At 44.2% G+C, this 17,492-nt stretch carries 16 protein-coding genes; 12 read left to right on the forward strand and 4 right to left on the reverse strand.

Translation table 11 applies throughout. The features are described from left to right. Window positions 1–121 precede the first annotated feature (121 nt). Window positions 122–583, forward strand: coding sequence for a YeeE/YedE family protein (locus tag AB4138_RS05805; RefSeq protein ID WP_010429747.1), 462 nt, complete (start codon window positions 122–124; stop codon window positions 581–583). Beyond that, window positions 583–1,014 carry a DUF6691 family protein gene (locus tag AB4138_RS05810; protein ID WP_372305261.1) on the forward strand — a complete coding sequence of 144 codons (432 nt, stop codon included), beginning with the start codon at window positions 583–585 and terminating at the stop codon, window positions 1,012–1,014. The genes AB4138_RS05805 and AB4138_RS05810 overlap by 1 nt, the downstream gene beginning before the upstream one ends. Before the next feature lie 163 nt (window positions 1,015–1,177). Here AB4138_RS05810 and AB4138_RS05815 read toward each other — a convergent pair whose 3' ends face one another. Beyond that, window positions 1,178–2,053: an endonuclease/exonuclease/phosphatase family protein gene (locus AB4138_RS05815; protein ID WP_017064569.1), complete on the reverse strand. Its 876-nt coding sequence runs from the start codon at window positions 2,051–2,053 to the stop codon at window positions 1,178–1,180. Between the two features lie 303 nt (window positions 2,054–2,356). On the opposite strand from AB4138_RS05815, the gene nrdD reads away from it, so the two are divergent. Further along, window positions 2,357–4,477, forward strand: coding sequence for an anaerobic ribonucleoside-triphosphate reductase (nrdD, locus tag AB4138_RS05820; RefSeq protein WP_372305264.1), 2,121 nt, complete (start codon window positions 2,357–2,359; stop codon window positions 4,475–4,477). A gap of 155 nt (window positions 4,478–4,632) precedes the next feature. Further along, the gene (gene nrdG / locus AB4138_RS05825; protein ID WP_017069098.1) at window positions 4,633–5,103 is read left to right on the forward strand and encodes an anaerobic ribonucleoside-triphosphate reductase-activating protein; all 471 of its coding nucleotides are present in this window, start codon (window positions 4,633–4,635) and stop codon (window positions 5,101–5,103) included. Between the two features lie 104 nt (window positions 5,104–5,207). Here the strand turns inward: nrdG and AB4138_RS05830 are convergent, their stop codons facing one another. Beyond that, window positions 5,208–6,593 (reverse strand): MATE family efflux transporter, encoded by a 1,386-nt coding sequence (locus AB4138_RS05830; protein ID WP_372305267.1) that lies wholly within the window; start codon window positions 6,591–6,593, stop codon window positions 5,208–5,210. A 211-nt stretch (window positions 6,594–6,804) separates the two neighbouring features. Here AB4138_RS05830 and AB4138_RS05835 point away from each other — a divergent pair, with 211 nt between their 5' ends. The 4 genes from AB4138_RS05835 (at window position 6,805) to AB4138_RS05850 (ending at window position 11,667) form a co-directional block, all read left to right on the forward strand. Then, the gene (locus AB4138_RS05835) at window positions 6,805–7,641 is read left to right on the forward strand and encodes an AraC family transcriptional regulator (protein ID WP_372305270.1); all 837 of its coding nucleotides are present in this window, start codon (window positions 6,805–6,807) and stop codon (window positions 7,639–7,641) included. Window positions 7,642–7,852: 211 nt separating this feature from the next. Continuing rightward, a complete protein-coding gene (locus AB4138_RS05840; RefSeq protein ID WP_017060118.1) occupies window positions 7,853–9,037 on the forward strand; it encodes an amino acid aminotransferase in 1,185 nt (394 codons plus the stop codon). An 11-nt stretch (window positions 9,038–9,048) separates the two neighbouring features. Further along, on the forward strand, window positions 9,049–9,735 hold the full coding sequence (locus tag AB4138_RS05845) for a RimK/LysX family protein (protein ID WP_372305272.1): 687 nt from the start codon (window positions 9,049–9,051) through the stop codon (window positions 9,733–9,735). A gap of 324 nt (window positions 9,736–10,059) precedes the next feature. Continuing rightward, on the forward strand, window positions 10,060–11,667 hold the full coding sequence (locus AB4138_RS05850) for an ABC-F family ATPase (RefSeq protein ID WP_080582218.1): 1,608 nt from the start codon (window positions 10,060–10,062) through the stop codon (window positions 11,665–11,667). Between the two features lie 137 nt (window positions 11,668–11,804). Here the strand turns inward: AB4138_RS05850 and AB4138_RS05855 are convergent, their stop codons facing one another. Both AB4138_RS05855 and AB4138_RS05860 read right to left on the reverse strand, forming a co-directional pair. Continuing rightward, window positions 11,805–12,329, reverse strand: a complete 525-nt coding sequence (locus AB4138_RS05855) for a hypothetical protein (protein WP_017060115.1) — start codon at window positions 12,327–12,329, stop codon at window positions 11,805–11,807. A gap of 98 nt (window positions 12,330–12,427) precedes the next feature. After that, window positions 12,428–12,820, reverse strand: coding sequence for a YgiW/YdeI family stress tolerance OB fold protein (locus AB4138_RS05860; RefSeq protein ID WP_017064574.1), 393 nt, complete (start codon window positions 12,818–12,820; stop codon window positions 12,428–12,430). A gap of 278 nt (window positions 12,821–13,098) precedes the next feature. Between AB4138_RS05860 and AB4138_RS05865 the strand changes: the two genes are divergently transcribed. Genes AB4138_RS05865 through modC form a run of 4 tightly spaced genes read left to right on the forward strand, consistent with a single transcriptional unit; the run spans window position 13,099 to window position 17,182 of the window. Beyond that, window positions 13,099–14,565 (forward strand): cobyric acid synthase, encoded by a 1,467-nt coding sequence (locus AB4138_RS05865; protein ID WP_017069093.1) that lies wholly within the window; start codon window positions 13,099–13,101, stop codon window positions 14,563–14,565. A gap of 56 nt (window positions 14,566–14,621) precedes the next feature. Further along, the gene (gene modA, locus AB4138_RS05870; RefSeq protein WP_017060111.1) at window positions 14,622–15,380 is read left to right on the forward strand and encodes a molybdate ABC transporter substrate-binding protein; all 759 of its coding nucleotides are present in this window, start codon (window positions 14,622–14,624) and stop codon (window positions 15,378–15,380) included. Next, on the forward strand, window positions 15,381–16,079 hold the full coding sequence (gene modB / locus AB4138_RS05875; RefSeq protein WP_017060110.1) for a molybdate ABC transporter permease subunit: 699 nt from the start codon (window positions 15,381–15,383) through the stop codon (window positions 16,077–16,079). After that, window positions 16,076–17,182: a molybdenum ABC transporter ATP-binding protein ModC gene (modC, locus tag AB4138_RS05880; RefSeq protein WP_372126415.1), complete on the forward strand. Its 1,107-nt coding sequence runs from the start codon at window positions 16,076–16,078 to the stop codon at window positions 17,180–17,182. Before modB ends, modC begins: the two co-directional genes overlap by 4 nt. Window positions 17,183–17,492 lie beyond the last annotated feature (310 nt).

Raw genomic sequence — 17,492 nt, forward strand, 5'->3', positions numbered from 1 at the left:
TTCCAGACTTACAAAATGACACATACTCGCAGTACATTAGCATTGACTAATTTATATTTATTAGTAAACTCTAATTTATAGGTTGTTATGAGTTTATGATGTTTGTGGATAGGAGAGGTTTGTGCTTAGTTTGATTCCTTGGGATGCTTTTTTCGGCGGCATGTTGTTAGGCGTGTCGGCCATTGTTTTAATGTTGGGGATTGGTCGAGTTGCTGGCATTAGTGGCATTGTCAGCCGATTATTGCCAACTGGCACCAGCAACAAAGAACGTAAAGATGCGGATACAGCAAACACCGAAAAACACTGGCGTATCGCCTTTGTTGTGGGAATGGTCGCAAGTGGTTGGCTATTAATTCCGACGGGCTACCAACTTCCGCAGTTAGAAGAGATGAATCTCGCTTTAGTGATTATTGCTGGCCTTCTGGTGGGCTTTGGTACTAAAACAGCGAACGGTTGTACTAGCGGGCATGGCATTGTCGGAATGGCTCGTTTATCTAAACGTTCTATTGTTGCGACCTGTGTATTTATGGGTGTGGCAATCGTAACCGTGTTTATCAAGAATCTGACTGGCTTGGGGGCATAATGAAAAACGCTTCATTTACTATCGTTATCGGTTTGGTCGCAGGTATTCTTTTTGGCTCTGGCATGATCATCTCAGGGATGGTTGATCCTGAGAAGGTACTCGGCTTCTTAGACATTACCGGTAACTGGGACATTAGTTTGGCATTCGTCATGGGTGGCGCGCTATTGGTCTTTGCACCGTTTTATCATCTGGTCATTAAAAAGCGCGCTAAAGCCATCAATGGCGAGCCGTTAGATAGCCGTAACAATCCGTTGATAGACAGAAAGCTGATTCTTGGATCTACAGCGTTTGGCTTAGGCTGGGGGATTGCAGGCTTTTGCCCAGGCCCTGCGGTAACCAGCCTAAGTGGCGGCAACCCGACGGTGTGGGGGTTTATGATAAGCATGCTGGTGGGAATGTGGCTGGCGGATCGTATGAACAAAACGTGTTAGTAGCAAGCTTATAGCTGATTACATTGGCTTTGACGTTATCCGTTCTGAGCTGACCAAGCATAGAGGTTGACTCGCTTTCAGCACGAAAGTCAGTCAGCCTCTTTCTATATTTACTGTTTCTATTATTTTCAGTTATCTACAATCTGCTGTTATCTAAAATCTACTATTTAATAGTCGTTGAAACTGGACAGTGGTCGCTGAGTTTGTAGTCCAGAACATCTTGTGTTTCAAATACCTTCTGCTTTGCAGGAGAAGCATTTAGCGACTCACTCACCACAATATGATCAATAACAGAGCGGAACTGATGTGTGCGATAATTGTTGCGGTTAGAGCGTACCTTACAATCTGCACGGGTCTTTCGTGTCGCTAACTGCGCATCAGTATATTGTGATAACTCTTTCCACATCCAATCTCGTGAGTAAGCGAGGTTATGGTTAAAGTCGCCAAGAATGGCGTAGTCTTCGTTATTGCGCTCTCTTTGCTTTATCCACTTGTTCAGTTGCTGAGCTTGCTCTTTTAAACGAGAGCAATCGCGGTTGGACTTATACGCTCCGCTACAACCTGCCTTTAAATGCACAGACAACATGTGAATGGGTTTAAAGTTTGTTTCTACAACGATATAGCTGGCAAACCTAAGTTTACTGTTGGATGTGGTTTCAAGCGGAAAGTCAGCGTAGTCGGTGAGGGCTACTCCTTTACGAACTGCAAATCCCGTGTATTGGTTCACTTCTTTAAATTGGCGGTTGCTGTTCTTAGATAGCGCCCGGTCAGACATCAATATCTTGTATTGATCACCAGCCACACGCTGAATGGCATTTACGTTATCGACTTCTTGAAACGCAACCACGTCTGCGTCTAAGGATTGAAAATAAGTTGCGAGTTTGTCGAAATCAGCTTGATCACGTTTGTCAGAAAACTTATTCACAGCCTCGTTGGTTGATAACCATTCGATATTCCAACTGGATATGGTCAAAGGTTCAGCAAATGTCTGGCTACTGAGTAAGCAGCCTAACATTATCCAGTTTTGAAGTCGTTTCATGCCAAATATCCCTAATTTTGTCTGCCAATATTGATGAGCCGTTATCCTACAACACTTACCAAAAATTCAACTCTTTTTAGGAGTTTTTTTATTGTTACATTGTTTCTTTTCGACTTGAGAACTAGCGTAATAATATTGAATTGATCTTAGTCAGCGTTCTCTTTTTATTGATCCAAATCAATACTCAAAGTTGGTGGTTCTCGTTAAATACGCCACAATATCTAGTGTTAGTTAAACGATAAATCGCTCTATATAGTGTGTTTGTGGATAAGTCTGTGAATACCTCAAGAGTAAGGAGAAGTGGTGAAATCAATCGTAATCAAGCGTGATGGCTCAAGAGCTCCATTCAGTAGAGATCGCATCCAAGCTGCAGTGGAAGCAGCATCAGACAAAGCCGATAAGGAAATTGCTATTTATGCACTGAATGTGGCATTAGCAGTTGAGTTGAAGCTCGAAGAGTACGATGAAGTTCATATCTCTGAAATTCAAACCATGGTCGAGAACGAGCTAATGCAGGGACCATACAAGTCTCTGGCTCGTGCCTACATTGAATATCGTCATGACCGCGACATCGCCCGTGAGAAGCAAAGCGCTTTAACTCGTGAGATCGAAGGTTTGATCGAAGAAAGCAACGTTGATCTAATCAATGAAAACGCGAACAAAGATGGCAAAGTAATCCCAACTCAGCGTGACCTGCTGGCGGGTATCGTGGCTAAACACTATGCGAAAACTCACATTTTGCCACGTGATATCGTACATGCTCACGAATGTGGTGATATTCACTACCACGATCTAGACTACGCACCGTTCTTCCCAATGTTTAACTGCATGCTTATCGATCTGAAAGGCATGTTAACGCATGGCTTCAAGATGGGTAACGCGGAAATCGACACACCTAAGTCTATTTCTACGGCGACAGCGGTAACCGCGCAGATCATCGCGCAAGTGGCGAGTCACATCTACGGCGGCACAACGATTAACCGCATCGATGAGGTTCTTGAACCTTACGTTATGGCGAGCTACGAGAAGCACTTATCGCTAGCGAAAGAGTGGGACATTCATAGCCCAGAAGCTTTTGCTATCTCTCGCACAGAGAAAGAGTGTTACGACGCGTTCCAATCTCTGGAGTACGAAGTAAACACGCTGCACACCGCTAATGGTCAAACACCATTCGTGACGTTTGGTTTTGGTTTAGGTGAAAGCTGGGGCTCGAAATTGATTCAGCAATCAATCTTGAAAAACCGCATTGCAGGTTTGGGTAAGAACCGTAAAACAGCCGTGTTCCCTAAACTGGTATTTGCGATCAAAGATGGTTTGAACCACCAGAAGCAAGATCCAAACTACGACATCAAGCAATTAGCGCTAGAGTGTGCGTCTAAGCGTATGTACCCAGACATTCTTAACTACGACAAAGTAGTAGAAGTGACAGGGTCATTTAAAACTCCTATGGGTTGTCGTAGCTTCTTGAATACTTATGAAGAAAATGGTGAGTTGATTCACGAAGGCCGTAACAACTTAGGTGTTGTTAGCTTGAACTTGCCACGTATTGCGATTAACGCAAAACAAGATATGGCTAAGTTCTACGAACTGCTTGATGATAAACTCAAGCTGGCTCGTCGTGCATTAGAAACTCGTATTTCTCGTCTAGAAAACGTGAAAGCACGTGTTGCTCCAATCCTATACATGGAAGGTGCATGTGGCGTTCGCTTGAAAGCAGACGACTCTATTGCCGATATCTTCAAGAACGGCCGCGCGTCTGTTTCTCTTGGTTACATTGGTATCCACGAAGCGATGACAGCACTTTACGGTACTGACGTTCACCTGTACGACGATGGCGAAATGCGTGCTAAAGCGCTTGAGTTGGTGGAGTACATGAAGCGTGAAGTGGAATCTTGGACGAAAGAGACAGGTTACGCATTCAGCCTATACGGCACACCAAGTGAAAACCTATGTAGCCGTTTCTGCAGCATCGACACCAAAGAATTTGGTGTGATTGATGGTGTGACAGACCGTGGTTACTACACCAACAGCTTCCACTTAGATGTGCAGAAGACAGTGAACCCATACGACAAGATCGATTTCGAGATGCCTTATCCTGAAATTTCTAGCGGTGGTTTTATCTGTTACGGCGAATTCCCGAACATGCAGAAGAACATCGAAGCACTAGAAAACGTATGGGATTACAGCTACACACGTGTTCCTTACTACGGCACTAACACACCGATTGATGAGTGTTACGAATGTGGTTACAACGGTGAGTTCGACTGTACAAGTAAGGGCTTTACGTGTCCTAAATGTGGCAACCATGACTCAACCAAAGTATCGGTGACGCGCCGTGTTTGTGGTTACCTTGGTAGCCCAGATGCACGACCATTTAACTTCGGTAAGCAAGAAGAAGTTAAACGCCGCGTGAAGCATCTTTAGTAAGCTCTAAGATTATTAGCTAGCTTACTTAGAAGAGCTACGTTTCAAGAAATATGTTTGGTATCGGCGCTATGTCGATACCAATTCATTTGTTTCAACTCTCGCTACTTTTCGAGTTAAACCATTAAGCCATCACGAGTTTTCAATACTGCCTTATGAATTATCACCAATATCACCCAATCGACGTTGTAAATGGCCCTGGAACACGCTGCACTTTGTTTGTGTCGGGTTGTGTACACCAGTGTCGCGGGTGTTATAACCAATCAACGCAAAGGTTGGACTCCGGGCATTTGTTTACTCAAGAGCTGCAAGACCACATTATCGCTGATCTCAATGATCCACGAATCAAGCGTCGTGGCTTGTCGCTTTCAGGTGGTGATCCTCTTCATCCTGCAAATGTATCTGAAGTGCTTAAGCTTGTTCAGCGTGTAAAAGCAGAATGTGAAGGCAAAGACATCTGGATGTGGACGGGCTACGAGCTCGACGAACTCGACGAAAAGCAGAGGCAAGTACTTGAATATGTTGATACTTTGATTGATGGTCGTTTTGAGCAAGATAAAGCGGATCCAATGTTGGATTGGCGTGGTAGTTCAAACCAAATCATCCATCGATTTACTGATATATAACTGCTGTCGTGACTTTGCACACTCGTAAACGAAAAAGGGCTTCATCGTTAGCGCAATGCTACAAATCAGCCCTTGGGTGTGAGTTCTTTGAATCTATCGCCTGTTTATATAGGAATGTGCTCAGGCTCGTCGATTAGATTGTTGATCCATTTCTTAGAGTGAATTCGCTGGCTAGTTAAAGCGATCTTCGCTAACTCCTCCAGTAACACAATCATCAAAACCCATTCTAGCGGCCAACCCAACACCAGCGCAGTAAAGTAAGCAAGGGGAATGCCGATTGCCCATTGGCCAAACAGGTCGATGAAGATACTGTAGTTGATGTCTCCACCACTTTTCAGCACGCCACCAATACCAACCATATTGAAGACTCTTAGTATCATGCCGAGTGCCATGACTAAGGTGACGTTAACGGCTGTCTCTTTGAGCTCTAAGTGAGTAAGGCCGATCATGTATACGATCGCGGGTTTAGCAAACCAACACACCAAGGCTAATATAGCCGCAAGCCCACAGCTGACCAATACATAACCCCATGCGGTGTTCTCAACACGTTGATAGTTCTTCGCGCCGATCTCGTTGCCTAGAATGATCGAAGCGGTGACCGCAAACCCCATGAACGCCGAGATCAAGATACTTTCTACTGGCGATAACAGCGAAATGATCGCAAGCTCTCCAACACCCATTTGCCCAACTATCACGTTATAAATAAGAATCCCGCCCGCCCATGCTGTGTCATGAACCAACATAGGTATTGCTATCGTGAAGTACTTCTTTCTATGCTTCGGTAATATCGCTTCTCGCCAATTACTTAATGTCGGGAATAGATGCGCGTAGTGTTTCTTCGCCATGATAAGCAGCGCTATCGTCTGAAAGAATCGAGACACCGTGGTGCCAATAGCCGCACCAACTACGCCCAGTTCTGGAAATCCAAACAAACCAAAGATCAGCAATGCATTGAGAATCGCATTAACGATGATTGCCCAAATACTGATCTTGGTGGGTAGCTTGGCTTCGCCGACCGATCGCAGTGCGCTTTCTAAGGGCACTACGATCGCGGTACCAAAAAGGCTGGCTCCTGTTATCCAAAGGTAATCCGTTGCCAAGCGGACGTAATCAGGGTCTGAGGCCACCACAGACACGACTGATTCAGGAGCCAATGTATAAATCAACACAAAGGGGATGATGGTAAAGACAGACAATGCCCATGACTGTGCTAATGTGCGTCTAATTCCGTTGAAATCTCCCGCACCGAAATATTGCGAAGCTAGCACACTGACAGCGCCGCTAATCCCGGATACCATGATCAAGTTGAAGAAAAATATGCGGTTACCCACACCAACCGCCGCAGTTGCAGAGTCACCCAGTTGGTTAACCATAAAAATATCGACCACGCCGAGTAATGAAAACAACATGGTTTGTAGCGATACAGGCAAACCGATGTGTAAAAGCTTTTGCCAAAAATCTTTGTCTAGATGACGATATGTCGAGCGCATCGCATTTCCCCTGTGGTTAATATGCGAGAAGTTTATCGGTATTTGTTTTGGCTGTATTGTTCAGGTTCATCACAAACTTTTGCCAAATTATCTATTTTCAAAAGCTTCCTATTTGTCAAAACGACCTGTTTTCAAAATCATCTATTTCAAAACTATCGAATGACTAATGTGGCGATTTAATTGCAGACAAACCTAATGAGCGACCAGTGAAATGAGTGAGAAACACGAACGGTACGAGATCTCTGATCAGACACACCAAGAGTTTGTCGATCAAAGCCATGTATTGGCATTCGAAGAATTGGGTATCGTTCAGTGTGGGACGGCGTCGTGCCGAGATTTCTTTTCGGTACATCGGAAGAACCCACAGAAACACATGCTGCTATACACGGTTAGGGGCAATGGGTGGTTAGAAAGTGGGGCGTGTCGCTATATTCTAGAGCCGGGGTCGTGCATTACTGTGCCTGCAGGCGTTGAGAATGGCTTTGGGATTGAAGAAGAGACATGGCAAATCGCATGGATCTTTCTCTCGCCAGATAAGCAATGGGATAAAGTAGTGAGTGATGAAGTGAGTTACACGTTGTCTCCGGCCGCAGAAGTCGTCTCGTCGTGCATTCACACTCTATTGAGAAGCATTGCACTGCCTATCGATTTGGGGGGAGCGATTGCCATTCACAGCGTAGCGCAAATAGAATTCATGATTAATGCTCCCGTCCCGCAGCAACAATCTCGAAATTTGATTCGCTTGAGACGTGTGTTCAACAGCGTGCAAAAACAGCTTCATAAAGAGTGGAACGTGCATGAGCTAGCAAACCTATTTCCGTGTTCAGAGCCGCACTTCCATCGCTTGTGCCAACGTTATTATTCTCATAGCCCGATGACTCATATTATGCGTATGAGAATGGAATACGCAGCTCGTTTGTTGAAATCGAGTGATTGGTCGATTCAACATATTGGCGAGATCGTGGGTTACCCGAATGCAGCGAACTTTAGTACTCGATTTAAAGCTTGGTCGGGCATGACACCAAGGCAATTCAAACAAGGCATTTAGCTGAGAATCAACAAGGTACTTCTTAAACAAGCTACTGCTCTTTTGATAAAGCACTAAAAGTGTTCGAAATTTACGCTGTTTTGTGACGTAAAATGACCAATCTCTGTTTACTTATTCTAACTAAGCGCTTCTATTAAAAAATGTTTCTGATTTGTCTACGATAATGTTAACGTGAAACTCATTACTTGAATTTCAAAGGGTTGTGACTTTCATGTTTTCACATCTACCAAAACCAACTTTAGATCCAATTCTATCTCTTTCTGTTGCTTACCGCGGCGATACTCGTACTGATAAAGTCGACTTAGGCATTGGCGTTTACAAAAACGATCAAGGCGAAACTCCGATCATGAAAGCCGTTTCTATGGCTCAAGATATCGTTGTTGAAACGCAGAAAACCAAAGCTTACGTTGGCCTAGCAGGCTGTGAAGAGTTCAACCAGAGCATGGTTGATCTGCTGCTTAAAGGGACTTCTGCAATGGATCGCGTTGCTGCGATTCAAACACCGGGTGCAAGTGGTGCACTTCGCATGTTGGGTGACTTAATGAAAGTTTCTCAACCAGACACCACGGTTTGGATTTCAAACCCAAGCTACGTTAACCACAAACCGGTGATGGAAGCGGCAGGCTTAAAAGTTCGATATTACAATTACTTCAGTCCTGAAACGAAGCAAGTTGATACTGCAAGAATGTTGGATGACCTTTCAAAAGCGGGTCCATCAGATGTGGTACTACTGCACGGTTGCTGTCATAACCCAACGGGTGCGGATATCGACTTTGAGGCGTGGCAGGAAATTACCAAACTATCGCAGAAAAATGGCTTCTTGCCGTTCGTTGATATTGCTTACCAAGGCTTTGGTGATGGCTTAGAAGAAGACGCAAAAGGTCTTCAACACATGGCTAACAACGTCGAAGAGATGTTGATTACGACATCTTGCTCGAAGAACTTCGGTTTATACCGTGAAAGAACGGGTGCCGCTATCGTGATTGGCAAAAACAGCGAACACGTTGGCAATGCTAAAGGTAAGCTTCTAACGCTTGCTCGTTCAACTTACACAATGCCGCCAGATCATGGTGCAGCTTTGGTTAAAACAATTCTTCAGAATCAAGAGCTAACCTCGATTTGGAAGCAAGAATTGAGTGAAATGCAGCAACGTTTGTTAAATCTGCGCCAAAGTTTATGTGATGAATTGCGAAATACTTATAACACGTCACAATTTGACTTCATTGAAAGCCATAAAGGCATGTTTAGTGTACTAGGCTTTAAAGAAACTCAAATGAATCAATTACGTGAAGAATATGGAGTCTATGGTGTTGGTGATGGACGCATCAATATCGCAGGCCTTTCCGAATCTCATATTCCTTATGTAGCAAAAGCGATAGCAAACGTTTCAAAATAGAAGGTGACTGAATGTATAATTGGAAAGCGATTGTAGTTTTAATGCTAAGTGGTGGCCTGTTTGCTTGTTCGGCTACAACTCAAGCTCCTGTTGAGCCAGAGCAAAAGCCTCAAATCGAACAACCTGTTGTGGATGACTCTTCAAAAACTGACGCAACAGAAGGCGAGAAAGTAACGGAACCTACTGAGAAGCCTGAAGAAGTAAAACCAACTGAGCCGGAAGTAAAACCTGCACCTGTTGAAAAACCAGTAGAGAAGGTTAGAAAAACAAGTGACGGCAAACTGATTCTTGGTGAAGAAGAGTGGGTGTTTGTTCCTGGTTTAAAAGAAGCGTTTAAAGCACGTGTCGATACCGGTGCAACAACCTCTTCAATCAGTGCAGTTGATATTGTTGATTTTGAACGTGACGGCAAAGACTGGGTTAAGTTCAAGATTGAACACGACGGAATTACAACTCAAGAGATCAGCTTACCAGTAGAACGCTGGGTTAAGATCAAGCAATCAAGCGCAGAAGGCACACAACGACGCGCTGTGGTTGTAGCTTCGATTCAAATTGGCGATCTAAAAGACAAAACTGAATTTACGCTAGCCGACCGAACGCATCTTTCTTTCCCACTTCTGTTGGGTAGAAGCTTCTTTAGAGATGTTGCGGTTGTCGACGTGAGCAAAAAATACGTTCAGAAGAAAATTACTAAATAACAAGTTCTGCTCGTCATCAAAGCTTTTCGTTTTGAAGAGCTATAGTTTCAAAGGTGACGAGCTTAAAAGACTTTTAGTGTTGATAAATGAAATCCCTACCAGTTCTGCTGGTGGGGATTTTTTTATTTACACCCCATAACGTATGAAAAGCATCTAAATGGTCTATGTTTACTATTCGTTTACTGTTTAGCCTCGACAACGTGATCGAGATCTCTATATAATCCGCGCTTCGATTTTTGTTTAATCCATACTTTCGTACTTCTTATTTAGGTTCTTGAAATAGCCTAATAATTATCTGTCAGTACACGCTTAGGAATTAGTTCTTTGATATCTACCGCGAACATCACAATGCAATTTGGCGCAGAGCCGCTGTTTGAAAACATCTCTGCTAAATTTGGTAACGGCAACCGTTATGGTTTGATCGGCGCTAATGGTTGCGGCAAATCAACGTTCATGAAAATCCTAAGTGGCGCATTAACGCCAAGCTCGGGCAACGTTTCTATCACTCCAGGAGAAAAACTGGGTGTGCTAAGCCAAGATCAGTTCGCTTTCGAACAGTACAGCGTTATCGACGTTGTGATCATGGGCGACAGAAAACTTTGGGAAGTAAAACAAGAACGTGACCGCATTTACTCTTTGCCAGAAATGAGCGAAGACGACGGCATGAAAGTCGCAGAACTTGAAAGTGAATTCGCGGAAATGGATGGCTACACAGCAGAAAGCCGTGCTGGCGACATCCTAATTCAAGCGGGTATTGAAGAAGAGTTCCATTTCGGCTTGATGCAGCAAGTAGCTCCAGGTTGGAAACTGCGTGTGCTATTGGCACAAGCTCTGTTTGCAAACCCAGATATCCTGCTTCTTGATGAACCAACCAACAACTTGGACATTCACACGATCAACTGGCTTGCTGAAGAGCTAAACCAGCGTAAATGTACAATGATCATCATTTCGCACGATAGACACTTCCTGAACTCTGTGTGTACACACATGGCAGACATCGACTACGGTGAGCTACGTGTCTACCCTGGTAACTACGAGTACTTCCTAGAAGCATCTGGCTTGATTCGTGAACAGCTTTTAGCAAGCAACGCTAAGAAAGCGGCTGAAATCAGCGAGCTTCAAGATTTCGTAAACCGTTTTGGTGCTAACGCATCTAAAGCAAAACAAGCAAGCTCTCGTGCCAAGAAAATGGATAAGATCACGCTTGATGAAGTGAAATCATCGAGCCGTATGAGCCCATCTATTGATTTTGGCGAAGGTAAGAAACTACACCGTCAAGCGCTTGAACTTCAAGACCTTGGTCACGGCTTCGATGGCGAAACATTGTTTGCCGGTGGTAACTTGCTGCTTGAAGCGGGTACTCGTCTTGCGGTTATCGGTGAGAACGGTGTAGGTAAAACCACGCTGCTACGTTGCCTAGTTCAAGAGCTAGAGCAAAACGAAGGTATCGTAAAATGGTCTGAAAACGCATCTGTAGGCTACTGCCCACAAGATAGTACGTCTGACTTTGATAACGACCTGAGCATCTTCGATTGGATCTCACAATGGCGCACAGTGAAGCACGATGACCTTATGGTACGTGGCATTCTAGGTCGCCTATTGTTTACTGCTGACGATGCGAACAAAAAAGCGCGTAACTGTTCTGGTGGTGAGAAGAACCGTCTGTTATTCGGCAAGCTAATGATGCAAGACATCAACGTGCTTGTAATGGACGAACCAACCAACCACATGGACATGGAAGCAATCCAAGCCCTGAACGACGCGTTGAAGGTTTACACTGGCACGCTTATCTTCGTAAGCCATGACCGAGAGTTCGTTTCTTCATTAGCAACACACATCATCGATGTAAAAGATCAACAGCTAGTGAGCTTCCAAGGTACTTATGAAGAGTACTTAGATCACCAGAAAAAGATGCTGATGGTTAGCTTATAAAGCAAGTCGCTGGCTCAGGTCGTGAACGACTAAAAGCCAGCGAAACTAACAAACAAAAAAGCCCCGAACATTAATATGTTCGGGGCTTTTCTATGTAATACGTTTAGCTATTTATTACTCAGTAATTGAAATCTAGATTAGAATCCGAATCGAGCCGACATTAAGATTTGGTGGCCATATGTGCCGTTATTGCGCATATCAAGACCAACAGACAGTTGATCAGTTGAATGGAAACGAGCACCGATACCCAAAATTGAACGAGTGTCATCGTTGTCGATCAGTTGACCAAGGCGTGCGTTAACTTCAACGTTTGCCATTAACCAAGCTCTCAAGCCAAGGTTAATTTCTGTTTTGATGTGGTTATCGTCATTCCGTTCAATGTTGTGCAGTAACATTTGGCCAGTAACGTCAGCAAATTGACTGATTGGGCCGTTGAATCCCATACCTACCGCTGCATCCCAATCACTTTCAAATTCTGAATCGATACGAGCAACAAAATGAGAGTTCTGAGTGAACATTGTTGTGACTTCACCACCGAAAGTACTTGGGCTAGTACCCATGCGCAGCTCGAATGTGTTGTAGTTAAAGTTGTTTGCAGACGCAGAGAATGAACACAGTGCAGCGAGTCCTAAAAGGACAGTCTTATTCGTGCAACCTAGCATGGTGACTCCATATAAATTGTATTTTGCGGCAGTATAATACAAAAAAGCCTGCAATATGCAGGCCAATTATTTGAAGTCGGTATTTTTATATTAATCGCTTATAGAACCTGGATGTGGTCCACTTCGATTTCAGGTGTCTTACCACCTTCATATTCACCGAAGATACGAACTTTTGTATCAGCGGTCAGTGGTTGTGCTAGGCGGATATCATCATCAAGTTCGATTTGAATTTCACTCTGGCCATCAGAGAAGACAAACGTGTCATTCTTAAGTTGACGAACGATCTTGCCATCCACAATTGCTTCTTGCTCTGCGAACATGCTTGTGTCGGCAAGTAGTGTCGCAACAGAAACGGTTTCAATTGGGCCAGTATAAGCAATAGCGCTTTCGTGCTTGCTGTTGACATTATTATTGCTGTTGTGGTCACTAGCCATTGCGAAAGTAGGAGCAAGGATAATAGTAGATGCGATAGCTAATACAGTTTTTTTCATGGTGAATCCCTTAATGTTGTTTTTAGTAGAAACGTTTTTCTGAATTTGAAACGTTTCTTTTCGTTAGTACGTTTTTTGTTGAAGCGCCTGTTATCGTTCACAAGCTTGGTTTCGATGGAGCTATTAAACAACACTGGGGTTGAATCCAGAGTGAGTAACACATTCATTTTCCATTCATTTTATTGAGCATCTACTCGGCAATGACGTTAAGATGGTCGCAGAGAAATATTGCCCACAGCTATAAATTGAAAATTAAGAAATTAAGGATTTAAGTACAAATGCGAGCACCATTAAGTGCCCTTATGGTTCAAGGGACAACGTCAGATGCCGGAAAAAGTGTTTTGGTGGCAGGTTTATGCCGTGTTTTGGCAAGGAAAGGAATCAAAGTGGCACCTTTTAAGCCACAAAACATGGCGTTGAACAGTGCTGTGACAAAAGATGGTGGCGAAATTGGCCGTGCTCAAGCGGTTCAGGCGCAAGCTTGTAATATAGAGCCAACCGTTCACATGAACCCTGTATTGCTAAAGCCCAACTCAGATACCGGCGCGCAAGTGATTTTGCAAGGCCGAGCGCTGAGCAACATGGAAGCGACGGGTTATCATGATTACAAGAAAGTGGCGATGGATACAGTTATCGATTCGTTTGACCGACTTTCTGAAGAATATGAAAGCGTGATGATTGAAGGTGCGGGGAGCCCAGCCGAAATCAATCTTCGTGAAAATGATATCGCTAACATGGGATTTGCTGAGAAAGCGGACATCCCTGTGATCATCGTTGCTGATATTGACCGTGGTGGCGTTTTTGCGCATCTCTACGGGACATTAGCTCTATTGTCTGAATCTGAACAAGCTCGTGTAAAAGGCTTTGTGATAAATCGTTTTAGAGGCGATATCGCACTGCTTCAATCTGGCCTAGATTGGCTAGAGGAAAAAACCGGCAAGCCAGTCATTGGTGTTTTGCCATATCTGCATGGTTTTAACTTAGAAGCGGAAGATGCCATTACCTCTGCTCAAGAGTCTTACGGAGAAGCTAAGCTTAAGGTGGCGGTGCCAGTGCTAACCCGAATCAGCAACCATACAGACTTTGACGCGTTAAGATTGAATCCTTCGATTGATTTACGTTATGTCGGTAAAGGCGAACGTGTAAACAATGCTGATTTAATTATCTTGCCGGGTACAAAGTCGGTAAGAGCAGATTTGGATTACCTAAAAGAACAAGGCTGGGATAAAGATATTCAACGCCACCTGCGCTTAGGCGGCAAAGTGATGGGTATCTGCGGTGGCTACCAAATGTTAGGTAACATCATCCACGATCCTGATGGCGTTGAAGGGGAACCCGGCAGCAGCGAAGGGTTAGGGTATCTGGATACTGAAACGACCCTTACACAGCAGAAAACCTTAACCAACGTACGCGGCACCATGACGCTGGATGGCAAAACAGCACAAGTAAAAGGGTATGAAATCCACGTAGGTAGGACTGATGTCAAAGAAACAGCCTTACCGGTTCAGTTAGAATCTGGCAGCCTAGATGGCGCTGTGAATCAAGATAACTCGATTTTTGGTACTTACTTGCATGGCGTATTCGACAACAGTGATGCGTTGTCGCTTATTTGCGAATGGGCAGGAGCCAACGATGTGACCGCGATTGACCACGAACAACTTAAAGAGCTGGGTATTAATCGAATCGCTGATGCCATCGAAGAGTACTTAAATCTTGATCTGCTTTGGCCAGAGTTAACAGCTTAAGCCGCCATTTAGAAGTTAGCTAAAGAACTTAAACGAACAATAGATAAGTGATAACAATGAAAAAGCGAGTCTTCCTTTTAACCATGGCTTTAACTTCGGCATTGAGTTCTAGTCATCTTTTTGCTGCGGAAAAGCTACGAGTTTACGCTGCATCGTCGATGACCAATGCGGTTAATCTGTTGGTTGAAGAGTTTGAGAAAGACCATTCTGTCGATGTGATTCCTGTGTACGCGAGTACATCGTCTTTGGTGCGACAAATCGAAAGAGGAGCACCAGCAGACATTTTTATCTCGGCAAATGAGAAATGGATGACGCATTTAGTCGATCGTAAATTGGTTTATAGTGACAATGTCACAAACCTATGTGAAAACGAACTGGTGCTGATTGCTCCTAAAGAGACATCGGTAACGTTAGACCTATCAAAAGGTGAACAATGGGCTAAACTGCTTACTAATGAAAGGCTTGCAGTGGGTAACACCATGTCGGTTCCTGCTGGTATCTATGCAAAAGAAGCGTTAGAAACGTTAGGTGTATGGGACGATGTGAAAACTCGATTGGCACCAAGTAACAATGTTCGTATGGCCTTAGCCTTAGTCGAGCGCAGTGAAGCTAAGCTTGGCATTGTCTACAAAACGGATGCGTTGCTTTCTAAAGAAGTAAACCTAGTGTCGACCTTCCCATCAGATCTGCACACACCAATACGTTACCCTGTAGCGAAGTTGAGTGATAAAGTTGTGGCAGAAGAGTTCTATACTTTCCTAAAGAGCGAAAAAGCGAAAGACACCTTGAACAGTTTTGGATTTGAAGTGCGTTAAATGATGTATTTATCGGAATACGAATACCAAGCCTTAATGCTGAGCTTAAAAGTCGCTGGGTTTGCAATCTTATGGCTTATCCCTATCGGTATTGGCTTAGCATGGCTACTTGCTAAGAAACAATTTGTAGGTAAGAGCATTGTTGAGAGTATTGTCCATTTACCTTTGGTACTTCCACCTGTGGTTATTGGCTATTTACTGCTAGTGATGATGGGCAGGCAAGGTATCATAGGTTCGTGGCTCAATGACGTGTTTGGTATTGTATTCAGCTTTAGCTGGAAGGGCGCGGCACTCGCTTGTGTGGTTGTGGCGTTGCCGCTGATGGTTCGCTCTATTAGATTGAGCCTAGAAACCGTAGACAGTAAGCTTGAAGAGGCGGCTGCTACATTAGGCGCTTCACCTCTTCGTGTGTTTTTCACGATCACTTTACCCTTGATGATCCCAGGGGTCATTACCGGCACCATGCTTTCATTCGCAAGAAGCCTAGGGGAGTTTGGCGCGACCATCAGCTTCGTTTCAAATATTCCCGGTGAAACTCAAACCATTCCTTTGGCTATGTATACCTTTATTGAAACCCCTGGCGCTGAAATGGAAGCCGCGCGTTTGTGTGTCATTTCTATTGTGATAGCGCTGGGTTCATTGATGCTATCTGAGTGGCTCAACAAAAAGTCAGCACAACGCTTGGGAGGCAATGCATGAGTGCTTTGATCCTCCAATATCAACAACAACTTGGTGAAACGTTCTTTGATATCGACTTGGAATTACCAAGTAGCGGCATTACGGCAATTTTTGGTCGTTCTGGCGCGGGTAAAACCTCACTTATCAATGCAATCAGTGGCCTTAAACAGCCCGATAAAGGTCTGATCAGCGTATCTGGAACCACACTGTTCGATAGTGAAAATGGCATTAATTTGCCGACTCACAAACGCAACGTCGGTTATGTGTTTCAAGAGTCGCGATTGTTTCCACATATGAAGGTGGCAGCGAACCTTAAATACGGTATGAAAAGCGTCGATCAAGCGCACTTTGAGCAAATAGTCTCGCTGTTGTCTTTGGGTTCATTGCTTGACCGATACCCAGCTCGTTTGTCTGGCGGTGAGAAGCAACGTGTGGCGATTGGCCGCGCTTTGTTATCAAAGCCGAGCATTTTGTTGATGGATGAGCCTTTAGCGTCTCTCGACTTGCCTCGTAAGCGCGAAGTGATGCCATTTCTGGAAAACTTATCCGAAACCGTCCAAATACCGATCATCTATGTCACCCATAGCCTCAATGAAATTTTACGCTTGGCAAATCACCTTGTGATTATTGACCAAGGCAAAGTGATTTCGTCGGGTGTGACGGAAGAGGTTTGGGCATCGAGAGCCATGCAACCTTGGCAATCTTTCTCAGAGCAAAGCTCGTTGTTTGAAGCGACATTAGCGGAACACAATGACGATTATGCGCTGTCTCGCCTGATGCTAGGAAAGTCGACGTCGTTATGGGTTCAGAAAGTATCGAGTGAGCTTGGTACGACAGTGAGGCTGCAAGTTAGGGCAAATGATGTCTCTATCACGCTAGAACGGCCGAAAGGGACTTCTATACGTAACATCCTTCCTGTCACCATTAAAAGCGTAGAGACGCACCAACAAGGCACAAATAAGCAGAGTGTCCAGGTCGAGCTAGAGTTAGAGTCTGGGTGCTACCTATGGGCAACCATTACATTGTGGGCGCTGGATGAGTTAAATCTAGAAATCGGGCAGCGTGTTTACGCTCAAATTAAAGGTGTGAGTGTCGCTCAAAGAGATATCGCGGTAACGCATTAAACCTGACAAGGTCAGTTTTTCGATATTGCCGCGATACTGCCTGTTATAGGTTCTGAAAATTCGGTCTTGATTCCATGAATGGATACATGCGTCATTTTTATACGGTATAACTGCCAGTTTTGCGCCACACTATATGAGTGTTAAAGCATATGATTTGTCGAATCATATGAACATTAGCAACAAGAACATACAGACGTAACGATCGACGAACAGAAAATAGCGGATATAAAAAAGCCGCGTGTTTAAAGAAACATGCGGCTTAATTCTAAGTAGTACTGTTAGCGCTTAGCCTAGTTTAGGCGACTAGCGA

It is taken from the genome of Vibrio sp. 10N.286.52.C3, assembly GCF_041468865.1.
GTDB classification, from domain to species: Bacteria; Pseudomonadota; Gammaproteobacteria; order Enterobacterales; family Vibrionaceae; genus Vibrio; species Vibrio crassostreae_C.

What these genes read in the sequence shown, in the direction of transcription:
- AB4138_RS05830 (WP_372305267.1), bottom strand. Translation starts at nt 6,593, where the DNA reads ATGCGCTCGACATATCGTCATCTAGACAAAGATTTTTGGCAAAAGCTT.
- AB4138_RS05865 (WP_017069093.1), top strand. Translation starts at nt 13,099, where the DNA reads ATGCGAGCACCATTAAGTGCCCTTATGGTTCAAGGGACAACGTCAGAT.
- AB4138_RS05855 (WP_017060115.1), bottom strand. Translation starts at nt 12,329, where the DNA reads ATGCTAGGTTGCACGAATAAGACTGTCCTTTTAGGACTCGCTGCACTG.
- AB4138_RS05810 (WP_372305261.1), top strand. Translation starts at nt 583, where the DNA reads ATGAAAAACGCTTCATTTACTATCGTTATCGGTTTGGTCGCAGGTATT.
- AB4138_RS05815 (WP_017064569.1), bottom strand. Translation starts at nt 2,053, where the DNA reads ATGAAACGACTTCAAAACTGGATAATGTTAGGCTGCTTACTCAGTAGC.
- AB4138_RS05840 (WP_017060118.1), top strand. Translation starts at nt 7,853, where the DNA reads ATGTTTTCACATCTACCAAAACCAACTTTAGATCCAATTCTATCTCTT.
- AB4138_RS05860 (WP_017064574.1), bottom strand. Translation starts at nt 12,820, where the DNA reads ATGAAAAAAACTGTATTAGCTATCGCATCTACTATTATCCTTGCTCCT.
- AB4138_RS05845 (WP_372305272.1), top strand. Translation starts at nt 9,049, where the DNA reads ATGTATAATTGGAAAGCGATTGTAGTTTTAATGCTAAGTGGTGGCCTG.
- nrdG (WP_017069098.1), top strand. Translation starts at nt 4,633, where the DNA reads ATGAATTATCACCAATATCACCCAATCGACGTTGTAAATGGCCCTGGA.
- AB4138_RS05835 (WP_372305270.1), top strand. Translation starts at nt 6,805, where the DNA reads ATGAGTGAGAAACACGAACGGTACGAGATCTCTGATCAGACACACCAA.
- modC (WP_372126415.1), top strand. Translation starts at nt 16,076, where the DNA reads ATGAGTGCTTTGATCCTCCAATATCAACAACAACTTGGTGAAACGTTC.
- modA (WP_017060111.1), top strand. Translation starts at nt 14,622, where the DNA reads ATGAAAAAGCGAGTCTTCCTTTTAACCATGGCTTTAACTTCGGCATTG.
- modB (WP_017060110.1), top strand. Translation starts at nt 15,381, where the DNA reads ATGATGTATTTATCGGAATACGAATACCAAGCCTTAATGCTGAGCTTA.